The 24,696-nt window shown below is 70.3% G+C and carries 18 protein-coding genes; 9 read left to right on the top strand and 9 right to left on the bottom strand.

What is annotated here, in order from left to right; translation table 11 throughout:
- Positions 1-250: 250 nt before the first annotated feature.
- The 5 genes from ACMGDM_RS04880 to ACMGDM_RS04860 all read right to left on the bottom strand — a co-directional run bounded on the left by ACMGDM_RS04880 (position 251) and on the right by ACMGDM_RS04860 (position 4,964).
- Entirely contained in the window at positions 251-1,582 is a 1,332-nt protein-coding gene (locus ACMGDM_RS04880) for a sensor histidine kinase (RefSeq protein ID WP_436802976.1), read from the bottom strand.
- A 1-nt stretch (position 1,583) separates the two neighbouring features.
- A complete protein-coding gene (locus ACMGDM_RS04875; RefSeq protein WP_436802975.1) occupies positions 1,584-2,264 on the bottom strand; it encodes a response regulator transcription factor in 681 nt (226 codons plus the stop codon).
- Positions 2,265-2,585: 321 nt separating this feature from the next.
- The gene (locus ACMGDM_RS04870) at positions 2,586-3,752 is read right to left on the bottom strand and encodes a glutathionylspermidine synthase family protein (protein ID WP_436802974.1); all 1,167 of its coding nucleotides are present in this window, start codon (positions 3,750-3,752) and stop codon (positions 2,586-2,588) included.
- Between the two features lie 14 nt (positions 3,753-3,766).
- Entirely contained in the window at positions 3,767-4,507 is a 741-nt protein-coding gene (locus ACMGDM_RS04865) for a PspA/IM30 family protein (RefSeq protein WP_436802973.1), read from the bottom strand.
- Positions 4,508-4,535: 28 nt separating this feature from the next.
- Entirely contained in the window at positions 4,536-4,964 is a 429-nt protein-coding gene (locus ACMGDM_RS04860) for a YjfI family protein (protein WP_436802972.1), read from the bottom strand.
- Positions 4,965-5,051: 87 nt separating this feature from the next.
- Between ACMGDM_RS04860 and ACMGDM_RS04855 the strand changes: the two genes are divergently transcribed.
- The 6 genes from ACMGDM_RS04855 (at position 5,052) to ACMGDM_RS04830 (ending at position 12,991) form a co-directional block, all read left to right on the top strand.
- The gene (locus ACMGDM_RS04855; RefSeq protein WP_436802971.1) at positions 5,052-5,693 is read left to right on the top strand and encodes a DUF2491 family protein; all 642 of its coding nucleotides are present in this window, start codon (positions 5,052-5,054) and stop codon (positions 5,691-5,693) included.
- Positions 5,694-5,975: 282 nt separating this feature from the next.
- Positions 5,976-6,392: a DUF350 domain-containing protein gene (locus tag ACMGDM_RS04850; protein ID WP_436802970.1), complete on the top strand. Its 417-nt coding sequence runs from the start codon at positions 5,976-5,978 to the stop codon at positions 6,390-6,392.
- 7 nt (positions 6,393-6,399) lie between these two features.
- A complete protein-coding gene (locus ACMGDM_RS04845) occupies positions 6,400-7,044 on the top strand; it encodes a DUF1190 domain-containing protein (RefSeq protein ID WP_436802969.1) in 645 nt (214 codons plus the stop codon).
- A 239-nt stretch (positions 7,045-7,283) separates the two neighbouring features.
- On the top strand, positions 7,284-8,591 hold the full coding sequence (gene pncB / locus ACMGDM_RS04840) for a nicotinate phosphoribosyltransferase (RefSeq protein ID WP_436802968.1): 1,308 nt from the start codon (positions 7,284-7,286) through the stop codon (positions 8,589-8,591).
- A gap of 61 nt (positions 8,592-8,652) precedes the next feature.
- On the top strand, positions 8,653-9,432 hold the full coding sequence (locus tag ACMGDM_RS04835) for a metallophosphoesterase family protein (protein ID WP_436802967.1): 780 nt from the start codon (positions 8,653-8,655) through the stop codon (positions 9,430-9,432).
- Positions 9,433-9,655: 223 nt separating this feature from the next.
- Positions 9,656-12,991 (top strand): glycosyltransferase, encoded by a 3,336-nt coding sequence (locus ACMGDM_RS04830; protein ID WP_436802966.1) that lies wholly within the window; start codon positions 9,656-9,658, stop codon positions 12,989-12,991.
- A 372-nt stretch (positions 12,992-13,363) separates the two neighbouring features.
- Here the strand turns inward: ACMGDM_RS04830 and ACMGDM_RS04825 are convergent, their stop codons facing one another.
- The 4 genes from ACMGDM_RS04825 to sppA all read right to left on the bottom strand — a co-directional run bounded on the left by ACMGDM_RS04825 (position 13,364) and on the right by sppA (position 18,942).
- A complete protein-coding gene (locus ACMGDM_RS04825) occupies positions 13,364-15,688 on the bottom strand; it encodes a TonB-dependent receptor (RefSeq protein WP_436802965.1) in 2,325 nt (774 codons plus the stop codon).
- 220 nt (positions 15,689-15,908) lie between these two features.
- Positions 15,909-16,361: a DUF805 domain-containing protein gene (locus ACMGDM_RS04820; RefSeq protein ID WP_436802964.1), complete on the bottom strand. Its 453-nt coding sequence runs from the start codon at positions 16,359-16,361 to the stop codon at positions 15,909-15,911.
- Between the two features lie 122 nt (positions 16,362-16,483).
- Positions 16,484-17,065 carry a GNAT family N-acetyltransferase gene (locus ACMGDM_RS04815; RefSeq protein ID WP_436802963.1) on the bottom strand — a complete coding sequence of 194 codons (582 nt, stop codon included), beginning with the start codon at positions 17,063-17,065 and terminating at the stop codon, positions 16,484-16,486.
- On the bottom strand, positions 17,065-18,942 hold the full coding sequence (gene sppA, locus ACMGDM_RS04810; protein WP_436802962.1) for a signal peptide peptidase SppA: 1,878 nt from the start codon (positions 18,940-18,942) through the stop codon (positions 17,065-17,067). The genes ACMGDM_RS04815 and sppA overlap by 1 nt, the downstream gene beginning before the upstream one ends.
- 326 nt (positions 18,943-19,268) lie before the next feature.
- On the opposite strand from sppA, the gene ACMGDM_RS04805 reads away from it, so the two are divergent.
- The 3 genes from ACMGDM_RS04805 to groES all read left to right on the top strand — a co-directional run bounded on the left by ACMGDM_RS04805 (position 19,269) and on the right by groES (position 24,686).
- Positions 19,269-22,316 (top strand): TonB-dependent receptor domain-containing protein, encoded by a 3,048-nt coding sequence (locus tag ACMGDM_RS04805; RefSeq protein ID WP_436803629.1) that lies wholly within the window; start codon positions 19,269-19,271, stop codon positions 22,314-22,316.
- A 537-nt stretch (positions 22,317-22,853) separates the two neighbouring features.
- Positions 22,854-24,269, top strand: a complete 1,416-nt coding sequence (locus tag ACMGDM_RS04800) for an MATE family efflux transporter (protein ID WP_436802961.1) — start codon at positions 22,854-22,856, stop codon at positions 24,267-24,269.
- A gap of 129 nt (positions 24,270-24,398) precedes the next feature.
- Complete coding sequence (groES, locus tag ACMGDM_RS04795) at positions 24,399-24,686, top strand: co-chaperone GroES (RefSeq protein WP_132909544.1); 288 nt, start codon at positions 24,399-24,401, stop codon at positions 24,684-24,686.
- Positions 24,687-24,696 lie beyond the last annotated feature (10 nt).

The raw sequence follows: 24,696 nt of genomic DNA, 5'->3' as shown, positions 1-24,696 counted from the left end.
GGGCAGCGCCCGGGCGCGTAGGTGAAAAGCCCTCTCCCCCCGGGGGAGGGTTGGGTGAGGGGCAGGGATCTCACCGGGACCCGCTTCTCTGCGGGGCACCTTCGCCTCACCCAGCCTTCTTTTCGAAAGACGACGGCTTCCTCTAAGAGACGAGCTCAGGATGGTGGCAGAGGAGGCGGCGGGCATAGGCTCGCGACCGTAGCGCGCGGGCGACCTCCGCCGCATGCTCCCCCTGAGCCCACCGCTCGCGCTACGTCTCCTCCGCCCGCAGCGTCATCGTCGCGACCAGCCCGGGCGCGGCGTCGTCGAGCGTCAGCGCCCCGCCGTGAAGCCGCGCCACCGCCTCCACCAGCGGCAGCCCCAGCCCGTGCCCCGGCCGGTGTCGGCTCGCCTCGAGCCGCCCGAAGCGCCGCAGCGCCAGCGCGCGCGCCTGCGCCGGTATGCCCGGTCCGTCATCCGCGACGCGCAGCGCGACCGCGCTGCCGCGCCGCTCCAGCGTCACGGTCACGCGCGTCCCCGCGGGTGTATGGTGGAGCGCATTCTCGATCAGGTTGAGCAGCGCCTGGCTGAGCAACGACGGATCGCCGCGCACCGTCACCGGCGCGAACGGCCCACCGCCGAGCCGTTGGCTGCGCTCCGTCGCGACCGGGCCGAGCGTCTCGCACGCCTGTTCCGCGAGCGCGCCCAGATCGACCGTGCGGAACCCGGCGCGGCGCTCGCCCGCGGTCACCTCGGCGATGCGCAGGATCGCGGCAAAGAGGGCGAGCACGCCGTCGCATTCCGCGACCACGGCCTCCAGCTCCTCGCCCGAGACGGTCGGGCGGGCCGCCAGCCGGTCGAGGCGCGCGCGCAGCCGCGCCAGCGGGGTGCGCAGATCGTGCGCGACGTCGCTGCTGACGCTGCGCAGCTGCTCCACCAGCGCGGCGATGCGGTCGAGCGCGCGATTGAACGCCTCGGCCTGCGCGGCGAAGGCGCCGCCGCGGGCGGGTACGGGGACGCGACGCGACAGGTCGCCCTCGATGATCGCCGCCGCGGTGGCGCGCACCTCGCCGATGCGGCGCCGCACGATCAGTCCGAAGGTGGCGGTGCCCGCGAGCACCACCGCGAGCAGTGTGCCGAAGCCGAGCAGATAGAGCCGCACCCGCGTGGCGGCATAGCCGTCGATCGGCTCGGTCTCGGCGACGGTGATCAGCCGCAGCCCGCCGCCCGCGTCGCGCGCCTGCGCGCGCCCGGCGCTGAGCCCGGCGATGCGGTCGCCATGGCGTAGCGTGGTAAAGCCGAGCGGCAGCGCGCGGCGCAGCGTGACATTGCCGCCGAGGCGATGCCCGTCGGTGTCCTCCAGCTCGAAGCCGATGTCGCCGGTCTCGCGCTGGTGCGAGAAGGCCTCGATCCGCCGCAGGATCGCGCGTGCATCGCCGGGCGCGACCGCGCTGAGCATCGCGTCGGCGACCTGATCGATGCGGCGGTCGACCGCGGCCACCACCGCCTGACGCGACGCGGCATAGGTGAGATAGCCCGCGAGCACCGCCGCCGCGGCGAAGGCGGCGAGGAAGAACAGGGTCAGCGCGCGCAGCGACGACACGTCAGCCGCGCAGCATATAGCCGACGCCGCGCTTGGTCACGATCGGGTCGACCTCGCCCGGTGCGCACAGCTTGCGCCGCAGCGAGCGCACCTGGACGTCGACGATGTTGGTGGTCGGTTCGAAGTCATAGCCCCACACGCGCTCGATCAGCATCGCACGCGTGAGGTAACTGCCGGCGTGACGAGCCAGCTCGGCGAGCAGCCCGAACTCCAGCTTGGCGAGATCGAGCGCGCGGTCGCCGCGCCAGGCGCGATGCTGCCCCGGGCTGACGACGATGTCGCCGACGCGCAGCGTGTCCCCGTCGCCGTTCGGCTGTTGCCAGCCGCGCGCGCGCAGCAGTGCGCGCAGCCGCGCCGCGATCTCTTCGGCGGGGGTCGGCTTGACGACATAATCGTCCGCCCCTGCCTCCAGCCCGTCGATCTTCTCGACCGAGCGGCCGAGCGCGGAGAGGATCAGCACCGGCAGCGTCTGTCCGCGGTTACGCGCGTGGCGCACCACCGTGGCGCCGTCGAGCTGCGGCAGCATGCGATCGAGGATCATCGCGTCATAGCGGTCGCGCTCCAGCGCGAGCAGCGCGTCGCGACCATTGTCGGCGACGGTCACCTCATGGTCGAGCGCGGCGAGATCCTCGCGCAGCGACGCGGCATAGTCACGGTCGTCCTCGACGATCAGCAGCTTCATCGCGTCCTCGTTGCCCGGCCTATCCTTCTTAGGCGGGGAGGCGGCGAAACTCACGCGCGATCGGCCGAGCGGGTGGTGGGGAGGGCGGGCGGAGGAGGATGGCGGGGACGCTCGACTCCCGTTGCTTGCAGAGGCCGCCCCATCACCTCTCCGTCGTCCTGAACTCGTCTCAGGATCCACGTTCCCGCAAGCCCCTCCTGCTGTAGATATGCGGCTCGGTGGATCCTGAAACGAGGTCAGGATGACGCTGTGGAAGGGAAGACCACGCAGTCACACTCGCACCCGTACCCGCAACCCAACCCGCGCCGCCGCTCGATCGCCTCACACGATCGCATGGGGCACGTAGCGTGCGAGGTCGCGCGTGATCGGGCCATCGTCCTCGCGCATCGACAGCGCCACCGGCTCGTCGCCGACGATCCACGAGCCCACCACCGCGTGCTGGCCGTCGAACACCGGGAGCGGCTGATAGGCCTGGACGATATGCCCCTCCTCGCCATAGCCCCCCTCCAGCGGGCCGGCGTCCTCGCCATCGGCACCGATCAGCGCAATGTCCCAGCCCTCGCGCGAGAACAGCGGCTTGCGCACGTGGCGCGGGCCGATCGCAGCGACGCCCGCGGCATCGTCGGCGAAGGCGGCGGGAAGCAGATTGGGGTGGCCGCGGTGGCGCTCCCACAGCAACGGCAGGATGCCCTTGTTCGACAGCAGCGCCTTCCACGCCGGCTCGAGGAACATGGTCCTGGTCGTCGGCAGCTGCGCGGCATAGGGCTCGCGCAGCATGTCCTCCCACGGGTAGAGCTTGAACAGCGCGCCGATCAGCAGCGACTCGTCGTCGACAAAGGCGCCCTCGGCGTCGACCCCGATCCGGTCGATCGCGACAAATTGCGGGTCAAGCCCGGCCTGGCGCGCGACCTCCTCGAGATAGCGCACCGTCTGCCGGTCCTCGATCGAGTCCGCCACGCTGCTGAAATGCACCAGGCTGCGCGGCGTGAACAGGGTCGCGAACCGTTCCAGCAGCGCGTCATGGAGGCGGTTATATTGGTCGGCATCGGCTGGCAGCGTGCCGTCGGCGACGCGATCCTCCAGCCATTGCCATTGGAACAGCGCGGTCTCGTACAGGCTGGTCGGGGTGTCGGCGTTGTATTCGAGCAGCTTGGCCGGGCCGCACCCGTCATAGGCGAAGTCGAACCGGCCGTAGAGCGAGGGCGAGCGCGCGCGCCACGACGCCACCACCATGTCGCGCATCGCGGCCGGGATGGCGAGCCGCTGCATCAGCGTGTCGCTCGCCACCACCTCCTCGACTAAGGCGAGGCAGAGCTGGTGCAACTCGCCCGAGGGCGCCTCGATCCGCTCCTCGATCTCGTCGAGCGAGAAACGGTAGTAGGCGCGCTCGTCCCAGTAACGTTGCCCGTCGAGATGGTGGAAGGTGAAACCCATCGCGCGCGCGGTCTCCTCCCATCCGGGACGCTCGCCGCTGACGATCCGCTCCACCCGCCGCCGCCCGCTCAGTCGCGCGACGTGTCGCGGCTGCGGTCGTCGAGCCGCAGCGGCGCGCCGCCATCCTTGGGCGCCGCCAGCCGCGCGAGGATGTCATCCGCGCTGCTCGAACCCGGCAGCAGCCCGGCGGCCTGGAGCTTGGCGTCGAGGTCGGCGCCCGTGCGCATGTCCTCCAGCTCGGCCGAAGCGCGGAACTTCTCCTCGCGCACCGCCTGGCGCTCCTTGAGCCGCTTGAGGCTGTCCGCCGCCGAGCCGAGCTGCGACGAGGCGCCGCTGGTGTTGGCCGCGATCGCCGCCTGCGCCTGCTGCACGCTCTCGTTGGCGCGCACCACGTCGACCTCGCGGCGCAGCGACTCGATCTTGCCGTCGCCCGACTTGATGATGCCGCGCATGCGGTCCTCGGCGGTGCGCATCTCCTCCACCTGCGGGCGCTTGCCGCCGAGCTCCTGCTCGATGGTGGCGAGCCGTTGCGCCACCTCGCGCGCCAGGTCCATGTCGCCGCGCGCCATCGCCGCGCGCGCCGACGCCTCATATTTCTCCTGCTGTGCGGCGAGCGCCTCGATGTCCTTCTCGATCAGGCGGCGCTTGGCCGTCAGCGTGGCGAGGTCGTCGCGCGCCTTGGCCTGTGCCGCGCCGGCGTCGCGGATCTGCTGGTCGAGGATCGTCAGCGCGCGCGCGTCGACCACCGACTGCCCGGCCTCGTGCGCGCTGCCGCGCACCAGGGTGACGAACTGCTTCCACATCGACATGACGTAACGGTCCTTGATGGAATGAGGGTCAGGCGGCCGCGAAGGCGTCGCGCAGATCGGCCGCGGCGTCGAGCGCGTTCTGCGCCAGCACGCGCAACTCGGTGAGGATCTCGCGCTCGCTCGATTCGATCGAGAGTTCGCCGATCAGCTCGTAATATTCGCGCCCGTCCAGCTCGGTGATCGCGAAATTGGACAAAGGCACCAGCTTCTGTGCCTTGAGCAGGAAGCGGTTGAACTTCTCCGCCTCGGGTTGTTCGTCGACCGGCCACAGCAATGTGGACACAACGATCTGCTCGCCCGCGCAGCTGACGAACACCGCAAGATCGCCGTGATCGTGCATCGTCACCCGCAGCACCGGCTCGGCCGATTCGATCCGTTCGACGCTCAGCTCCTCGCGATGCGCCCCGAGCGCGTCCGCCAGCCGACCGATCGTCCATACCCGCGCCGTGTCGCTCACCGATTGCTGCTCCTGCCGTTCACGCCTGTTGACACCCCCCGCATTAGCTCGCACCCGTGGGCAAGGAAAGGCGCGACGGGTGACGGCATGATCTTCGGCAGCCTGTTCGGCGGCGCGCGCGACGACGCAGCGCGACCCAGCGTGGCGGTGGTGCGCGACATTACGATCGGCCGAATGGTGCGGCTCGATCCGCTGGCGTGGCGGCGGTTGAGCGGCGGCGTGTTCACGCTCGACCGCGACACGCTCGAGATCACCGCGCAGGGGCTGATCAAGCTCGACGAGGGCGGCTACGTCCACCGCTTCTACACCGATGACGAGCTGATGCTCCAGGCGGTGAGCCAGCAGTCCGACGGCAGCGATGCCGACGATTTCACGCTCTTCCGCCCGTGGTCGTCGACCTATGCCAGCGGCGGCTGGGACGATGCCGCCTTCCGCGAGCGGATGACCAGGCCCGAGTGGGTCGAGGGCGGGCTGCCGCCGTTCCGCCGCTATTGGTACGAGGGCGACGATCGCGTCCAGCCGCCGGTGCAACTGTGGGAGGCGCTCTATTACGAGCGCGACGGCGCGCCGGTGAAGCACATCCGCCAGCAATGCATGCTCTACGCGCGCGACCTCGCGCCCGAGGGGCAGGAGCTGCTGCTCGCGGTGGCGACCAGCCCCGAAGGTGGCGATACCACGCACGACCTGATGGTGGGGCTGCCGCTGTCGCCGGCGGAGTTCAGCGCGTGAGCGGGAGCATGGACGTCGCGTCGTCAGTCCTCCCCGTGCTGCACGGGTCTTTCCGCGAACTCGAGAGAACGCCTCTCTTCTTCCGTCATCCCGGACTTGTTCCGGGATCCACTGCTCCGCGTGAGCAACGCTTCACGAGGGCGCGGCACGGTGGATCCCGGACCAAGTCCGGGATGACGGCGTGCTTCTGGCGAGGCAAAGAAGCGGCCAACAGGTGGACGACGCTCCGTCGCGCTGACCTCGCCTGACCATCCGCCCCGCCACTTCCTGGGAGACGCCATCGTGACGCTCGACCTTCCCGCCTATCTCGCCGGCGTGGGCCATTTCCTAATCGCCTTCGGGCTGGCCTGCGTGCTGCTCGCCGTGTTCAAGGCAATTTATCAGAAGTCCACGCCCTATGACGAGCGCGCCCTGGTGGCCGGGGGCAATGTCGCCGCCGCGCTCGCCTTCGGCGGCGCGATCATCGGCTTTGCGCTGCCGCTCGCCTCGGCGCTGAGCGAGACCACCGACCCGGTCGAGTTCGTCGCCTGGGCGGTGCTCGCGGGCGCGATCCAGGTGATCGCCAGCCTGGTGGTGCGCCGGTTCGTGGTGCGCGACATGGTCCGCCGGCTCGAAGAGGGCAATGTCGCCAGCGGCGTCTATGCCGCGGCGACGTCGATCTCGGTCGGGCTGCTCAACGCCGCCAGCATGACCTATTGAGGTCGCCATGACCGACTCGACCGCCCCGCGCCGCCGCATGCGCTCCGCCGCCGCGGGTCTCTCCGCCGCGAGCGCGCTGGCGATGCTCTCCGCCTGCGACCCGCAGCCGAGCGACGAGCAGCTCTCGCGCGAGCGTTACGGCGCGCCCACCGAGGTCGCTGCGTTCAACAATGTCGACGAGTGCAAGGCGAGCGGCGCCTTCGCCCAGGTGACCTGCGAGGAGGCCGCCCGCAACGCCGCCGCGGAGGACAGCAAGACCGCGCCGCGCTTCGCCGATCGCGACGTGTGCGAGGAGCAGTTCGGCGCCGGCCAATGCCTCGTCCGCAACGAGGGCGGGCAGAGCTTCTTCGTCCCGCTGCTGACCGGCTTCATGATCGGCCGGCTGCTCAACGGCCCCGGCTACCATTATTCGGGCCTGTACCGCAGCGGACGCGACCAGCGCTCTTACACGCCCGGCGGCGCCTGGCTGTACGGCGGCGGCTATGGCGGGCGGGGCTATGGCTATCAGGTCGGCTCGCGCGCGATCACCGCGCCGGTGACGACGCAGCGGATCCAGACGCGCAGCTCGGTGGTGTCGCGCGGCGGCTTCGGCGGGCGCGTCTCGGCGCGGTCGAGCGGCGGCTGGGGCGGGGGGCGTTCGTTCGGGGGGTAAGCGTGGTCGCCCGCCTGCTGAGCGGCGACGGCTGCCTCGGCTTCTGCCCTTCGTCACCCGGACGTGTTCCGGGATCCACCCGTCCTCCCGAACAGCGGCGTCGGCGTACCCGGAAGGCTGGATCCCGGAACAAGTCCGGGATGACGGGTAGGTGAAGGTTCGCGAGATCCACGACGGCGACCGGCGGCAAAAGGGTGGGCCCCCTTCATCGCGGCGCGCGCACCGCTTATGCCCGGGGCATGACCACCGTCACCGACATCGCCTCGCGAACCTACAACCACAGCTTCCGGCTCGACCCGATCGTCCGCAGCCTGCTCGACACCGACTTCTACAAGCTGCTGATGCTGCAGATGATCCGTCGCCTCCATCCGGAGACGCGCGCGACCTTCGCGCTGATCAACCGCACCAAGACGGTGCGCCTCGCCGAGGTGATCGACGAGGCCGAGCTGCGCGCCCAGCTCGATCACGCGCGCACCGTGCGCTTCGCCAAGAAGGAGCTGATCTGGCTGGCCGGCAACAGCTTCTACGGCGAGGCGCGGATGTTCGCGCCCGACTTCCTCGCCTGGCTCGCCGACTTCCGCCTGCCCGAGTACGAGCTGCGCCGCGTCGACGGCCAATATGAGCTGACCTTTGCCGGGCTTTGGTGCGAGACGACGATGTGGGAGATTCCCGCGCTCGCGATCATCAACGAGCTGCGCTCACGCGCCGCGACGCGCGACCATGACCGGTTTGCGCTGGACGTGCTCTATGCGCGCGGCAAGGCGAAATTATGGGAGAAGGTGGAGCGGCTGCGCCAGCTGCCCGATCTCGTCATTTCCGATTTCGGCACGCGCCGCCGCCACGGCTTCCTGTGGCAGCGCTGGTGCGTCGAGGCGCTCAAGGAGGGCTTGGGCGATGGCTTCATCGGCACCTCCAACGTGCTGCTGGCGATGGACGCCGACCTCGAGGCGATCGGCACCAACGCGCACGAGCTGCCGATGGTGGAGGCGGCGCTGTCGCGCGATGACGCGGCGCTGGCCGGCGCGCCCTATCGCGTGCTCGAACAATGGCGCCAGCATTATGGCGGCAACCTGCTGATTGCGCTGCCCGACGCCTATGGCACCGCGGCGTTCCTGCGCGCCGCGCCCGACTGGGTGGCGGACTGGACCGGCTTCCGCCCGGACAGCGCGCCGCCGATCGAGGCAGGCGAGCAGATCATCCGCTGGTGGCAGCAGCACGGCCGCGACCCGCGCACCAAGCTGCTCATCTTCTCGGACGGAATGGACGTGGATTCGATCGAGCGCGTGTACCGCCACTTCCACGGCCGGGTGCGCCTGAGCTTCGGCTGGGGCACCAACCTCACCAACGACTTCCGCGGCTGCGACCCAGCCGGCGCGGGCGGGCTCGAGCCGATCTCGCTGGTGTGCAAGGTGACCGAGGCCGACGGTCACCCCGCCGTGAAGCTGAGCGACAATCCCGCTAAGGCGACCGGCGCGCCCGCGGAGATCGAGCGCTACCTGCGCGTGTTCGGCGCGGACGGGCGGATCGCGCAGCCGGTGCAGGTGTGAGCGGGACGGGAACCCGGCGCGCGCGCTCGCGTCCTATCCTCCTGGCGAACAAGGGCGACGCATGACCAAGCTGTTTCACGTGAGCGACGTCCATTTCGGCGCAGAGGATCCCGCCGCGATCGCCTGGTTCAGCGAGCGCGTCGCCGCGGAGGCGCCCGACGCGGTGATCATGACCGGCGACCTGACGATGCGTGCCACGCCCAGGGAGTTTGAGGCGGGCGGCGCGTGGCTGCGCAGCCTCGGCGTGCCGGTGACGCTCGAGGTCGGCAACCACGACATCCCTTATTACTGGGACCCGCTGCGCCGCCTTGTCGCGCCTTACTCGCGCTACGCCGCGGTGGAACGCATGATCGAAAAGCCGCTCGACGTCGCGGGGATCACGGTGGTGCCGCTCAAGACCACTGCGCGCGCGCAATGGCGCTGGAACTGGTCCAAGGGACGGGTCAGCAGCGGATCGCTGCGGCGCGCGCTGGCGCTGATCGCGGCGGCGCCCAAGGATCACCTCATCTTCGTTGCCGGCCACCATCCGCTGATCGAGGGCGGCACCAAGGGGACGGCGCGGACGCGTCGCGGCGATGTCGCGCTGGCCGCGCTGGCGGACGCGGGCGCGCATGCGGTGCTGTCGGGGCACGTCCACGATCCCTTTGACGTGCCCTATGAGCGCAACGGCTGGACGCTGCGGCTGATCGGCGCGGGAACGCTGTCGAAGCGCACCCGCGCGACGCCGCCCGCGTTCAACGAGATCCGGGTCGCGGACGGTCGCTTCGAGACGATCGTCCGGACGCTCTCGCCGGAGCCCCAGCAGCCGATCAGCACGACGATGGAGGCGGGTCTGGGGTGAGCGTAGCGTGTTACGCTATGAGCGATATCACCTTTCATCGTCATCCCGGCCTTGTTCCGGAATGACGGACGAGAGATCGCGCGATCGAAGCCAAGGCAAGATTCCGTCGCTCTGCTCCAAGCCTCGTGCTCACCGATTACGGCCAACACGTCTTCCCGCCGCAACCTATTGTTCACCCTGATTCGCTAGGCGCGTCGCCGGGTTACCGGGAGCTTCAGCGAGCGTGTCCATCTTCTACGACGCCAGCGGCCGACGCGGGCGCCGCGTCCGCGCGGGATTGACGATCGCGGCGCTGGTGCCGCTCGCCGCACTCGCGCTGCTCGTCGCACTGCTGCTCCAGCCGCTCGATCGCGTCGCCCCGCGCTTCGCCGCGACAGGGACGACGCCGCGCGCGCTCGCGCCCGCCACCGTCGCCACCGCACCCGGCGCCTGGCTGCCCGCCGCCACGGCGCGCGCGCCGCGTCGCGACACGATGGGCTTCTATATGCCGTGGGACGCGCCGTCGCGCGCGTCGCTCGCCGCCCATCTGGGCGCGCTCGACTGGCTCGTGCCCGGCGTCGCCACCGTCACCGGCGCCGACCACCGTGTCACGATTGAGCCCGACGCGACGCTCGCGCCGCTGCTCGCGCGCGCGCCGCGCCGGCCCAAGCTGCTGCCGATGGTGCAGAACGCACGCGCCGACGGACAATGGGACGGGGCCGCCACCGCCGTCTTGCTCGCCGACCCGCGCGCGCGCGGCGCCTTCGCGGCGCGGCTCGAGACGCTCGTCGCGGCGCAGCGCGGCGCCGGCGTGATGCTCGACCTCGAGAGCCTGCCCGCGACCGCGCACCGCGACTATCGCGCCTTCCTCGGCGAGTTGCGCGCGCGGTTCGCGGCGCGCGGCTGGGTGGTGATGCTCGCCGCGCCGGTAGCGGATCCCGACTGGGATCTCGCGGCTTACGCGCGCGTCGCCGACCGGGTCGTGCTGATGGCCTATGACGAGCATTGGATGGGGGGCGAGGCCGGGCCGATCGCGTCGCAGCCGTGGTTCGCGCGCGTCGTCGCGCAGGCGGTGGCGAGCGCGGGGACGGACAAGGCGATCGTCGCGATCGGCAGCTACGCCTATGACTGGGCCGGGCGCAGCACCGAGCCGCGCGCGGTTGCGGACGCCTGGGCGATCGCGCGCCGCGCCGGCACCGCGCCGGTGTTCGATCCCGCCAGCGGCAACAGCCACTTCTCGTACCAGCTCGGCACGCAGCGCCACGACGTCTGGCTGCTCGACGCCGCCAGCGCGGCCAACCAGCTTGCCGCGGTGACGCGCACCGGCGCGGCCGGCGTGGCGCTGTGGCGGCTCGGCAGCGAGGATCCGGGCGTCTGGCCGCTGCTTGCCGGTCAGGCGCTGCCCGCGCGCGACACGCTGCCCGCGGAAGATCGCGTCGCGGTGGAGGGGCAGGGCGAGATCCTGCGGCTCGCCGCAACCGCCGCGCCGGGCGAGCGCGGTTTCGTGACGCGCGGCGGGCTGGTGCGCGACGAGCGCTGGCACCAGCTGCCCGGCCCCGACGTGGTGGAGCGCACCGGCGCGCGCCGCCGTCTCGTCGCGCTCACCTTCGACGACGGTCCCGATCCGCGCTGGACGCCGCGGCTGCTCGACGTGCTGCACCGCGAGCGCGCGCCCGCCACCTTCTTCGTTACCGGCGCCAACGCGCTGGGGCAGGGGCCGCTGCTGCGCCGCATCCTCGCCGAGGGCAGCGAGCTGGGCAACCACTCCACCACCCACGCCGATCTCGGGCGCCGCTCGGAAGCCGATATCGCGCTCGAGCTGCGCGCCACCGAGCGGCTGGTCGAAGCCTATACCGGGCGCGCGATGACCTTGTTCCGCCCGCCCTTCCTGGGCGACGCCGATCCGGATCGCCGCGACGAGCTGCATGCCAGCCGCGTCGCCGCCAGGCTCGGCTATGTCACGGTCGGCCTCAACGTCGACCCGCTCGACTGGGAGCATCCCGACGCCGCGACGATCGCGCGTCGCGTGATCGCGGGGGTGGCGGCGGGCACCGCGGCGAAGCCGGCGCAGATTGTGCTGCTGCACGACTCGGGCGGCGACCGGACGCAGACACTCGCCGCCTTGCCCGCGATCATCCGCGGCCTGCGCGCTCGCGGCTATGAGCTGGTGCCGGTGTCGGCGCTGGCCGGACTGTCGCGCGACGCGGTGATGCCGCGGCTCGCGCCGGGGACGCGCACGCAGGCGGCCGGCGCGCGGACGCTGTTCGACGGCGCCGCCTGGCTGCGCGACTCGCTCGGCTGGCTGTTCGCGCTGGCAATCGCGCTCGGCATGGCGCGCTCGCTCTCGCTCACCGCGCTGGCGCTGTGGCACCGCCGCGACGCGGTGCCGGCGGTGGCGCCGCATCGCGTTCCCGGTTTCGTCTCGGTGCTGATCCCGGCGTTCAACGAGGCGCGCGTGATCGAGGCCTCGGTTCGCCGCATTCTCGCCAGCGACGGGGTACGCGTCGAGGTGATCGTGATCGACGACGGCTCGACCGACGGCACCTCCGAGGTGGTGCGCAACGCCTTCGCGATCGACCCGCGCGTGCGGCTGCTGACGCTGACCAACGGCGGCAAGGCACGCGCGCTCAACACCGCGCTGACCCAGGCCAAGGGCGACGTGGTGATCGCGCTTGACGCGGACACGCAGTTCGAGCCGGACACGATCGCCAGGCTGACGCGCTGGTTCGGCGATCCGACCATCGGCGCGGTCGCGGGCTGCGCCAAGGTGGGCAATCGCGTCAACCTGATCACGCGCTGGCAGGCGCTGGAATATGTCACCGCGCAGCAGCTCGAGCGGCGCGCGCTTTCGGCGCTGGGCGCGGTGACGGTGGTGCCGGGCGCAGTGGGCGCGTGGCGCCGCATCGCGCTCGACGAGGTCGGCGGCTATCCCGAGGACACGCTCGCGGAGGATCAGGACCTCACCATCGCGGTGCAGCGTGCGGGCTGGCGCGTCGCCTGCGACAATGAGGCGGTGGCATGGACCGAGGCGCCCGAGACGGTGCGCGCTCTGTTCAAACAGCGCTTCCGCTGGGCGTTCGGCACACTGCAATGCCTGTGGAAGCACCGTGCGCTGATCGCGCGCGGGCGATCGCGCGGGCTGGCCTGGGTCGGCCTGCCGCAGGCGATCCTGTTCCAGTTCGGCTTTACCCTGGTGGCGCCGCTGATCGACCTCGGGCTGGTCGCGGGGGTCGGCGGTACTGCATGGCGCGTCCATGATCGCGGCTGGGACGCGGCAGGAAGTGACGCGATGACGGTCGTGGCCTTCTGGCTGGCGTTCACCGCGGTGGATCTCGCCTGCGGCTGGATCGCCTTCCGGCTCGACCGGCGCGAGGCGCGCTTCCCCGCGCTGCGGCTGCTGCTCCAGCGCTTCGGCTATCGCCAGATTCTCTACGCGGTGGTGCTGCGCGCCGTCTATGCCGCGCTGACCGGACCCAAGGTCGGCTGGGGCAAGCTCGAGCGCACCGGCAGCGTGGCGACGGACGACGCGGAGACGAGCGCGGCGGTGTCGCCGGCGGAGGCGCTGGCGCAGGCGGCGTGAGGGAGGCACGGCGTGGAAGGAGGCCGACCCACGCCAACCTCCCTTTGCAGGGAAAGGGGGAGGACCGAGCTGGCTTCCTTGCCGGCGAGGGCAGGCTCCCCATTCAGAATGTGGCTGTTTGTCCGCGCTGGCGTCATCCCGGCGCTGAGCCGGGATCCATGGCGCCGCAAGAAGAGCGAGTGGGGAGTGCGCGGCACGATCGATCCCGGGTCGGGCCCGGGATGACGGAACAGGTTTCGCGCGCGGTGGCAGTAGGAGTGGCGCTGATGCGATAGCTCTTCCCGGTATGGGGAGGATCGAGCGGACCGCCGATCCGGCGCTGGGGAGTGGGGTTCGCCGCGCCCGCCCCGCTATCGCCAGGCCGCGACGAACTCAGAAGCGCATCCCGAGCTCCAGCCCGAGCGTGCGCCGCTGGTTGAAGAAGCCCTCGACGCCGAGCAGCGGGCGGTATTGCTTGAAGAATAGATGCTGCTCGTCGAGCAGGTTGCGGCTCCACAGCGCCAGCTCGACGGTCGCGCCCGACGGCGCCACCACCACATCGGCCAGCGCCACCCGCGCGTTGATCACCGCCGCGGCGTCGCCGCGCGGCTGGCGCCGGCCCGCCTCCGGATCGTTGTAGCTGACGTAGAAGCCCGAGTCGGCGTTGGCGTCGAGGTGGATGCGCAGCGTGGCGCCGGGCAGCGAGGAAGCATAATCGAGCGCACCGCTGATCGCATCGCGCGGCGTATAGACGGGATAGATGCGGATCGGCGTCGTGATCACCTGCCCGTCGGTCTGCGGGAAGGGGTTGGCGGTGGCGGGCACGCGCAGGTCGCTGCGTGCGTAGCTGGCGGTGAGCGTCAATCCCGGGAGCGGCACCAGCGCAACGTCCGCCTCGGCGCCGCGCAGGCGCCCGCTCCCGGGCGCATTGGCGGTCTCCGTGGTGGTGCGGGTGGTCGCGAGTACCTCGCCCTTCGCGTTTCGCTGTAGATAGTTGGCCGTGAAATCGACCTGCATTGCGGCATAGCTGCCGGTGTAGACCGCGAGATTCACGCGGGCGCGGTGATCGAGCCATTCGCTCTTCGTGCCCAGCTCCCATACCGACACGCTCTCGGGCGCGAACGGCGCATAAGTGAGCGAGCGCGAGTTGGCGCCGCCCGCGCGATAGCCGGTGCTCCATTTGGCATAGGCATGGACGTCCGCGCTGGCGTCCGCGGCGATCGTCACCATCGGATCGACGCGCGACCAATGTGCGTCGAGCGCGCGCGGCGCGACCACACCGTTGACGCTCGGGGTCTTGCCGTTAACGATGAAGAGGCTGCCGCTTTTGTCATCGCGCGACCAGCGTAGCCCGCCGGTGAGATGCAGCGCGTCGTCCAGCAGCGCCGGCGTCCAGGTTGCGTGGCCGAACGCGCCGAGACTTTCGGTCGTGATCCGGCTGGCGCGGCCGATCCTCTGGTCGGCGATGCTGAGCGGAATGATTCGCGCGGCGGTGCCGCTGGCGTTCCATGCCATCGTGTTGAAGGCCTGCGCCTGGTCCTGCGCCTGCTCGCGATAATACAGCGCGCCGACGAGATAATCGAGCCGCGGGTGCGTGCCGATCAGCTGCACCTCCTGGCTGAGCTGGTGCTGGCGGAGGTCGGCGAGGCTGTAGCGCGCGAACGCACCATTGGGTTTGAACAGCGACTCATTGGCGGAGCCGTTGTCATATTGCGACTGGGTCAGCCCACGGAGCGCGGTGATCGCCTTCAACTCGAGCCCTTGCACGGCGTGCCAGTCGAGCGTCAGGCGATGGCCATGGGTGCGCCCCACGCTGTCCTGCTGCGGCACGCCGACGCTCGCTGTCCGGACCCGGCGTGGCTGGAGCGGCAGCGCCGGCGCGCGCGCGCCCTCCGCCGCGGCGATGCTCTGCAGGTACAGCGGCGATGACGCGTCGTAAGCAGTATCGAACGCATATTCGGCGCTTACGCCGTCCGCCGGCCGCCACCGCGCCACCGCATGCGCGCCGCGGCGATCATAGCCGTCGAACCCCGCCTGCCCGGCAAGCGGGTTGCGCACCAGCCCGTCGCGGGCGGCGAGGACGCCGTCTAGCTTTAGCGCGACGTTGGCGATCGCGGGCAGGTCGAGATGCACCTCGCCGCCATAGCCGCCGGCAGTGCCGACACCCGCGACGCTGCGCAGCGCGAGCTTGCCGCTGGGTGCGCGCGTCACGATGTTCACCGCGCCGCCCTCGGTGTTGCGGCCGAACAGGGTGCCCTGCGGCCCCTTGAGCACCTCGAGGCTGGCGACGTCGTACAGCGCCGCGCCGAGCCCCTGCGCGCGACCCAGATAGACCCCGTCGACATAGACGCCGACGCCCTGGTCGCGCGCGGGCTGGTTGCTGTCTGCCAGCACGCCGACGCCGCGGATGTTCACGATCAGCGCCGAGTTGCGCGAGTAGAAGGGCGTCACCCGCAGCGACGGGATCGCGCCGTCGCGCAGGTCACCGAGCGACTGGACATGCCGGTCGCGCAGCGCGGCGTCGTCGAGCACGGAGAGCGCCACCGGCGTGGTTTGCTGGTTGGTGCTGCGCCGCTCCGCCGTGACGACCACCTCGGTGAGCGCGGGCGCGGCGGTGTCGTCCGCGCTCATGCTCTGCGCGTGCGCCGTGACGGGCGCGAGGCACAGCAACGTGCCGGCGAGCGGGGGAAGGAAGTGATGGCGCTGAACGATCGGCATGGCTCGCATCTCCATAAGGCGAGCGTCGCGCTAGTTTTGATCGGGGACAGCGATGTTACTGCGTCAGTACTATCGCCATGGTGAGTTACGAGAGCGTTCCGGCGGCGCGTCACTATGTTCTGGTGGCGGCACGATGGGACATTTGCTGCTGAATATCCGCCGGATACATTGCGTCAGCGCCGCAGGACGCGGTCGCCGGCAGCGCAACAAGGTCGCTGTGTCAGGACATTGCGCGCCACGGCGTCATCGAGCCGCACGCGTCCGTCGCGCCCTGCGCCGGCTTGCCGCCGCGCCGCGCCGCCGTCGGCCCGCGCGGATCCTCGCCATAGCGGTTACGCCCGAGCGTGCCGGGGAGCAGCAGCAGCGGCGCGCCGCCCAGCAGCAGCACCCACCATCCCGAGCGCCCCGTGTCGTGCAGCCGGCGGACGTGCACCGCCACCAGCGGCGGCGCACTGAACAGCAGCACGAAGCCGACAAGCGCGAGCATCACGCCCCCGCTCGCCGCGCCCGGGCGATGGCCGATCGTGGCGAGCCACGGTGCCGCCGCGCCGGGGATCAGGATCGCCAGCGCCAGCGTGGCAAGGAAGGTCACATCGAAAGCGGCGACTTCGCGCCGGCTCGCGCGCCCGGACAGATCGCCGTAGAGCCGCCAGGGCCGGGTGAGATAGTCCATTCTCCCCTCCGTCGTGGACGCGCTTGCGTCACGACGGACTCATAGCTGCTGCGTCCGGCGCTTGACGGCGAGGAGGCGGATTGATGGCCCGTTCTGGCGAGTGCTCGTCCGGCGCGCGCCGCTCAGTCGCGACGGACGCCGACGTCGCGGAAGGCGCGCGGTTCGACCGGCGGGATGGCCGAGTCGTTCAGCGCGCACTGCCACAGCCCGACGTCGATCCAGCGGCCCTTCTTGTAGCCGACCTCGCGATACACGCCCGAGCGGCGGAAACCGACCGCCTCGTGGAGCGTGATCGACGCGTCGTTGGGCAGCGCGATCACGCCGATCGCCTGGGTGAAGCCTTGCGCGCGCAGCGTGTCGACCAGCGCCTCGTACAACAGCCGGCCGACCCCCTGGCGCAGCGTCGCGTCGGCGACATAGATCGAGGTCTCGACGACGTAGCGATAGGCCGGGCGATCGCGGAAGCGGGTGGCATAAGCGTAAGCGAGCACGCCCTGTTCCTCGTCGCCCTCGCCGCGCGCCACCGCCACCAGCCAGGGATAGTAACCCTCGGACTCGGTGAGCCGCTCGCGCATCGCCGCCGCATCGGGCGCCTCGCTCTCGAACGACACCGTGCCCTGGAGCACATAGGGCGCGTAGATCGCCGCGATCGCCGCAGCATCCGCCGCGGTGGCGGCGCGGATCGCGATCGGGCCGGGGGGCATCAGAGCCCCACCTTGGCGAGCACGAGCTGGAACAAGGTGCGGTCCGCCGCGCTCGCCCGCACCGGACCGAGCCCGGCGCACTCGAGGCATTGCGCGCGCACGGTCGCGCCGGTGAGCATCCGCTTGGCGTCTCCGAGCGCGACCGCGAACGCCTGCTGGCGCTGCCATGCGAGCTGGCCCACTGCATCCGCCGGCGCGCCGGCGTCGTCGTCGTCCTCCTGGCTGGCGAGCTGCTGCGCGATCTGCGCGGCGAAGCCCGGCTTCTTGTCGAGATAGACCACCGGCGGCTTGTCCTGGTCGAGCTTGGCGCGGCGCGCCGCCTCGCGCACCGCGGCGTCGAGCCCGCCGAAGCGGTCGACCAGCTTGAGCTGGTGCGCGATGCCGCCGACCCAGACGCGGCCCTGGCCGATCTCGTTGACGCGCTCCACCGGCAGCTTGCGCGATTGCGCCACCCGCGTGAGAAACTCGCGATAGCCGTGCTCGATGCCCGACTGCACCACCGCATCCAGCTGCGGCGTGGTGCCTGCGAGCAGGTCGGGCTGGCCCGACAGCGGCGTGGTCTTCACCCCGTCGGCGGAAAGCCCGATCTTGGCCAGCGTGTTCTCGAAGGTGGGAATGATGCCGAAGATGCCGATCGAGCCGGTGATCGTGCCCGGCTCGGCGAAGATCACGTCACCCGGGGTCGATACCCAATAGCCGCCCGAGGCGGCGAGCCCGCCCATCGACACCACCACCGGCAGCCCGCGACGCTTCGCCTCCAGCACCGCCAGGCGGATCTTCTCGGACGCCAGCACCGATCCGCCCGGTGAGTCGACGCGCAGCACCAGCGCCTTAAGCTTGTTGTCGATCATGCCCTGGTAGAGCAGCTTGGCGACGGTATCGCCGCCCGCCGTGCCCGGCTGCGCCTCGCCGTCGACGATCTCGCCCGCAACGGTCAGCACGCCGATCTGTCCGCTCTTGGGCAGCGGCGCGGCGTCGACATAGGCCTGGTATCCGATCGTGCGGAACCAGCCCGCAGGCTTGTCGTCGTCGCCGCCGGCGAGCTGCGCGACGCGGCGGCCAAAGGCGACGCGGTCGCCGAGCGTGTCGACCAGCCCGGTGGCGACATCGGCCTTGGCCACGTCGCCCTGTGCCTGCTGGACGAGCTGCGCCGGCTGCGCCAGCCAGGGGGCGACCTGCGCCTTGGGACGCGCCTGCGCGATCGCCTCGCGCCACTGCTGGAACAGCGTGCCGTACAATTCCTGCGCCGCGGCGCGCGCCTCAGGGCTCTGGTCGGTACGGATATACGGCTCAACCGCGGACTTGAACTTGCCGACGCGATAGACGTGCGCATTCACCCCGAGCTTGTCGAGCAGCCCCTTGTAGTAAAGCTGGCTGCCGCCCGGGCCGGCGAACACCGTGGCGCCCATCGGGTTCATCCAGATCTCGCTCGCGGCGGAGGCGAGGCGATAACCCGCGTCGGTATAAGCGGTGGCGTAGGCGAGCACCGGCTTGCCCGCCTTGCGCGCGCGCAGCAGCGCGTCCTGCACCTCGCCGAGCGCGGCGGGATAGCCGCCGCCGAACTTGTCGAGATCGAGCACGATCGCCTTCACGCGCGTGTCGCTGCTTGCCGCGTCGATCGCGCGCAGCACGTCGCGCAGGCGATATTGCTTGCCGATCTGCTGCCCGCTGAGCAGCGCGGTGGGCTGGATCTCCTCAGGCTGCTCCACGATCGGGCCGTCTAGCGCGAGCAGCAGCGCACCGTCCTTGATCGCGCCGGGCCGCGAGCGCGCGTTGAGCGCGGTGAACAGCAGGGCGAAGAACAGCAGCATCGCCGCGAGCACCAGCGCGTCCTTGATGCCCACCAGCAGCTTCCAGGCACCGCGCACCAGCTTCATCGTCTCACACACCTTATCGGGAGAATCTCGCGGGCGCAGCGTAGCCCGGCGTGTATCAAGTGAGCAATACGGTTTGAGGGTAAGCGGGCCGGCGTCGTCCCGTCGCTCCCGGGCGCGTCATCCCCGCGACCGCGCCGGCGAAGCACGGACGGCGGTGCGGCGTACCGCAAAATTCCCGAGCCCTGCGCACCGCGTCATGCCGCGCCGATTCTAAATTACAAGCGCAGCACGGCCTTTCGGCAACGGCGCGACCTGGTCCGCCCCGCGCCATGACCATCCGTGCGCAAGCGAAGAAGATCATGCGGGGGCGCAGCGGGCACATGTCGATGTTGTTGATCAATCCTGCGGTTCGCACGCTGCGGCAGGGTATCTCGGCCGCCGCGCTGCTGACCGCGCTCGCCACGCCGGCGGTGGCGCAACGCGCCGTGTCGGCGGAGGAGGCGGCCGTGGCGCAACAGCACGAGGTGCCGCCCGTCGCGGCGCCGCCGCAGGTCGCTGACCGGCAGGTCGACGCCACGCCCGACAAGCGCGATGACATCGTCGTCACCGGCACCTTGTTCCGCAATTCCAACGTCACGTTGATCTCGCCGGCAACCGTGCTGAGCGCGGAAACGCTCCAGCGCGCCAACATCACCACCGCGCAGGATGCGATCCGCTCGGTGTCGGCCGACAGCGCCGGCTCGATCTCGACAGGCTTCAAGAACGGTTTTTCGGCCGGGGGCGCCGCGGTGTCGCTGCGCGGCCTCGGCGTGTCGTCCACGGTGGTGCTGATCGACGGCCTGCGCTCGGCCAACTTCCCGCTCAACGATGACGGGCACAACGCCTATGTCGATCTGAACTCGATCCCGCTGAGCACGGTCGAGCGTATCGAGGTGCTGAAGGACGGCGCCTCGTCGACCTATGGCGCGGACGCGATCGGCGGCGTCGTCAACCTGATCAGCAGGAAAAACGTCCAGGGCGTCGACGGATCCGTGGAGGGCGGCACCACCGAACATGGCGACGGCTCGCACTATCGCGCGACGCTGACCGCGGGTGTCGGGGACTATCAGGAGCAGGGTTGGAACTTTTACGTCAACGGCGAATATACGTTCGACGGGTACATCACCAATCATTCGCGCGGTTACCCGTTCAACACGCTCGATCTGCGGTCGAGCGGCCTGCGCGACCGCAACCGCAACGACGATTCGCTGACCGCGCCCAATCCGCAGGCGATTGTCACCCAGGTGACGCAGAGCGACCTCAACAATCCGCTTGCGGGCAAGGACGGGGCACCGCTCACCACTAGGTATCAGCTGCTTGATCCATCCGCTTGCTCGCGCGGCACCTTCACGTCGACCGAGACGCAAGCGCAGGGCGTCGGCTGCGCGCATGACCTCGTCGACGAATATTCGATCATCCAGCCGCGCCAGCAGCGTTACTCGACGACCGGGCGGCTGACCGTCCGTCTCGGCGATGATCTGGAAGCCTTTGCGAGCGGCAGCTACTCGCATTCGGACGTCGGCATCACCGGTGTGCCGGCCGGCATCCGGCAGACCCAGCCGTTTGGCGGCTCCCCTGCGATGGCGTCCAACAACCCGGGCATCGTGCTGCCGGTCTACGTCTGCTCGGCGGGGGTGAACTGCAGCGAGGCGTTGGACAAGACGCTCAACCCGAACAACCCCTATGCCGCGGCCAACGCCAGCACTCCAGGCCAGGGCGCCGCACGCATCTATTATCTGTTCGGCGACCTTGCTTCCGCGAGCGAACGCTATGTCGACGTGTTCCGCACCACCGCCGGCATCTCGGGCACGTTCGGCGACGGCTTCAAGTTCCGCCTCAACGGCGTCTATGCGCGCGACGATTTCAGCGTCACCCAACACGGCGCCATCAAGATCGACGGTCTGCTGCGCGCGATCAACACCGGCGCCTATAATTTCGTGCACCCGGAGCAGAATAGCGCAGCGGTGCGCGCCCAGGTCTCGCCCGATCGCACCACGCCCTCTTATTCGACGGTGGCGACGATCGGGGGATCACTCATCAAGGCGGCGGCGACACTGAGCGGCGGCGACCTCAACATCGGCGCGGGCTTTCAGCTCCGCCGCGAGACGCTCATGAACCGCAACCAGAATGCGGACCTGAGCTATTACGGGCTGAACACCTCTTCGGCGCAGGGCCGCCAGTCGGTGACCGCCGGCTTCTTCGAGATCGATGCGCCGTTCACGCGCGCGATCGACCTCAACCTGTCCGGCCGGTATGATCGCTATTCGCAGGGCTATGGCCATTTCTCGCCGAAGGTCGGCGTCAAGGTCACGCCGGTCGATGCGATCGCGCTGCGCGGCACCTACTCGCAGGGATTCCGCGCGCCCACCTTCGCGGAGAGCAATCCCGCGAGCAGATATGCCGGTTTCTCGTCGCTCACGCCGCCCGACAGCTTCGTCGCGGCGCATGCCGGCAGCGCTTCTTACTCGACCAGCTACAACATCGGCAGCGGCGCCACCGGCAATCCCGCCATCCGGCCGGAGGTCTCGCGCAGCCTCACGCTCGGCACCATCTTCCGGCCCGCGCGCTGGTTCGACCTGACGGTCGATTATTACGATATTAAAAAGTCCAACCTGATCGTCAGCGGCCCACAGCGCGCGCAGGCGATCACGGCCTATTACGCCGAGGCCAACGCGACGGCGGGCTGTGCCGCACTCGCCAGGGTGGGTGACGGCTACAAGTGCGAGGTGGTCGACGCGCCCGATCCCGCCAATCCCGGTGCCCTGGCCCGCCTGCTCGTGTTCGACGTGCCGTACGTCAACGCCGATTACCAGCTGAGTACGGGCGTGGACATGCAGGCGAACGCCCGCCTCCCGCTCACCCAAAGCGTGCGCCTGATCGAGCGCCTCGACGTCACCCGCGTGCTCCGGCTCGATCTGGTGACGGAGAAGGGCGTGGTGCAGCGTTATGCGGGGACGCTGGGGCCGTTCGAACTGTCATCGGGTGGCGGCACGCCGCGCATCCGCGGCAATTGGCAGAATACGCTGGAGGCCGGTGACGTCTCGCTCACCACGACGACCTACTATGTCGGCCGGATCAAGCAGGTCGCGGCCGACGAGATCGAGCCCGTCAATGGCGCGATTGATCTCTCGTGTAAATATACGCTGGCGCCGGTGCCCAAGGGCGGCGACGTCAACAAACAATGCTATGTACGGCCGTTCATCTACGCCGATCTGAACGCCGCGGTGACGGTGAACGACCGGCTACGCTTCTTCCTGAACGTGCAGAATGTGACGAACGCACGCGCGCCGCTCGCTTCGGGCGCCTACACCAGCGCGCCCAATTATCTCGTCAGCTGGCACTATGCCGGTCTCGTCGGTCGCAACTTTAGCGCGGGAGCGAAGGTGACGTTCTGAGTGGGGCGCCGGGCGCCACGCCGCTCCGGCTTGGCTTCATCCTGTACTCGTTTCAGGACTTCGGCGTGCGGACCCAAACGGCGGCTCGCCGCTCAGGCGGCCTGATCTGTTGCTGGACTTCCAAGCGGGTGAGGCGCCGCGACCAAGGACATCGCTCCCTCCCCCCAAACCGTCATCCCGGCCTTGCGCCGGAATCCATGCTTTCGCGAGAGCAGAGCCGGTGACCCTCGCGGCACCATGGATCGCGGGGCGAGCCCGGGATGACGGCTGAGCGAGACGCTTCCGCCACCATGTACATTCCCGGCCGGAGCCACCATGCCGCTTGCTAGGTGCCGATGCGACCGCCCGAGGCTGCCGAGCGTCGCGGCGCGCGCCGGGTCGCAGGGCGGGTGGATCCTGAGACACGCTCAGGATGACGGCAGGGTAGGACGACCGTCCCCCGCCTTCTGCTAAGCAAGGCGACGGCGGGGGCCGCATCGCACCGTCCCCCAACACCCCGCGTGCACCGCGGCGCAATCTCCTCTACGGCTCGGCGTGATGCACGGCGCCACCACCCTCCACCCGCTGACCGAGCGAGCGCCCGCCACGTGGCAGCGCGAGCTGCGCGCGCTCGCCGCGCTGGCAGGACCGCTGGTGGGGGCCAATCTGCTCCAGATGGCGGTGTTCGCGGTCGACGTCGTGTTCGTCGCGCGGCTCGGGCCGGTCGAGTTCGCCGCCGCGACCCTGGGCGTGTTCCTGTTCAACCTGCTCGCCTTCGCGCTGGTCGGGCTGGTCGGGGCGGCCGAGCCGCTGATCGCCGCCGCGCTGGGGCGCCGTGTCGGCGCGGTGCGGCAGGTGCGGCGCTCCTTCCGCATGGCTTTGTGGCTCGCCGCCGCGGGCTCGCTGGTGGTGATCGCGCTGCTCAACCTCGCTGAGCCGATCCTGCATTTCGCCGGGCAGGACGCGGCGGTGGCGGCACGCGCGGGCAGCTTCTGCCGGCTGCTGTCGCTCGCCGCGCCGTTCGCGGTGGCGGCGGCGCTGATGCGGCTCACCGCCGCAGCACTCGGGCGGCCGGGCTGGGCGCTCGTGGTGACGCTGCTCGCGCTCGGTGTCGCGATCACCGCCAATTGGTGCCTCGTCTTTGGCAACGCCGGCTTCCCCGCGCTCGGGCTCGAGGGCGCGGCGGTCTCGAGCGTGCTCACCTCGCTCGCCACCTCGGCGAGCTACGCGGTGATCCTGTCGACCGACCGCCGGCTGCGCCGCTTCCACCTGTTCGGCAATTGGTGGCGCACCGAATGGCCGCGCATGATCGAGATCGCCCGGCTTGGCGCGCCGATCGCGCTCGGCTGGATGGCGGAGGGCGGGTTGTTCGGCGGCGCCGCACTGTTGATGGGGCTGATCTCGGTCACCGCGATCGACGCGCATGCGGTGGCGCTCAACATCGCCGCGATCGCCTTCCAGATCCCGTTCGGGCTGGCGCAGGCGGCGACGATCCGCGTCGGGCTCGCTTACGGCGCCGCCGATCCGCGCTGGGTCGGGCGCGCGGGCGGAGTCGCGATCGTGTCCGGGATCGCGGTGATGGTGGTCAGCGCCTCGATCCTTTGGGCGGTGCCGGGGCTGCTGGTACGAATCTATGTCGACCCGGCGCGCGAGGTGGCGGTCGCCGCACTTGCGGTCGAGCTACTCGGCGTCGCCGCGGTGTTCCAGCTGGTCGACGGCGCGCAGGCGGTCGCGGCGGGCGTGCTGCGCGGGGTGCAGGACACGCGCGTGCCGATGATGATCCAGGTGTTCGGTTATTGGGTGATCGGCTTCGGCATCGCGGCGCTGCTCGGCTTCGGCCTGGGGCAGGGCGCGATCGGCATCTGGTGGGGGCTCGCCGCGGGGCTCGGCGTGGTGTCGGCGTTGCTGATCTGGCGTTGGCGGCTGCGCGGGCGGCTCGGCCTGTTGCCTGACCCAAGCGCACGCACGGCCTGACGCACGGTTCCCAAAAATTCGCGCGCTCCCGGTTGACCGCCGCGCGCACGCCCCACATATGCGAGGCGCTGGCACTCGCCTCAGGGGAGTGCCAAACATCTGTCACATACCTTCAGAGAGGTAAGAGCAATGAACTTTCGTCCGTTGCACGACCGCGTTCTCGTCCGCCGCGTCGAGGCGGAAGAGAAGACGGCCGGCGGGATCATCATCCCGGACACCGCCAAGGAGAAGCCGCAGGAGGGCGAGGTCGTCGCCGCCGGCACCGGTGTCAAGGCCGAGGACGGCAAGGTCACCCCGCTCGACGTCAAGGCCGGCGACCGTATCCTGTTCGGCAAGTGGTCGGGCACCGAGGTCAAGGTCAACGGCGAGGACCTGCTGATCATGAAGGAGTCGGACATTCTCGGCGTCATCGCCTGAGATCGTTCCG

The sequence above is a fragment of the Sphingomonas larreae genome (assembly GCF_051400595.1).
GTDB lineage: Bacteria > Pseudomonadota > Alphaproteobacteria > Sphingomonadales > Sphingomonadaceae > Sphingomonas.
The sequence above is the reverse complement of the archived record's forward strand: the minus strand, read 5'-3'. Positions and strand labels throughout refer to the sequence as shown.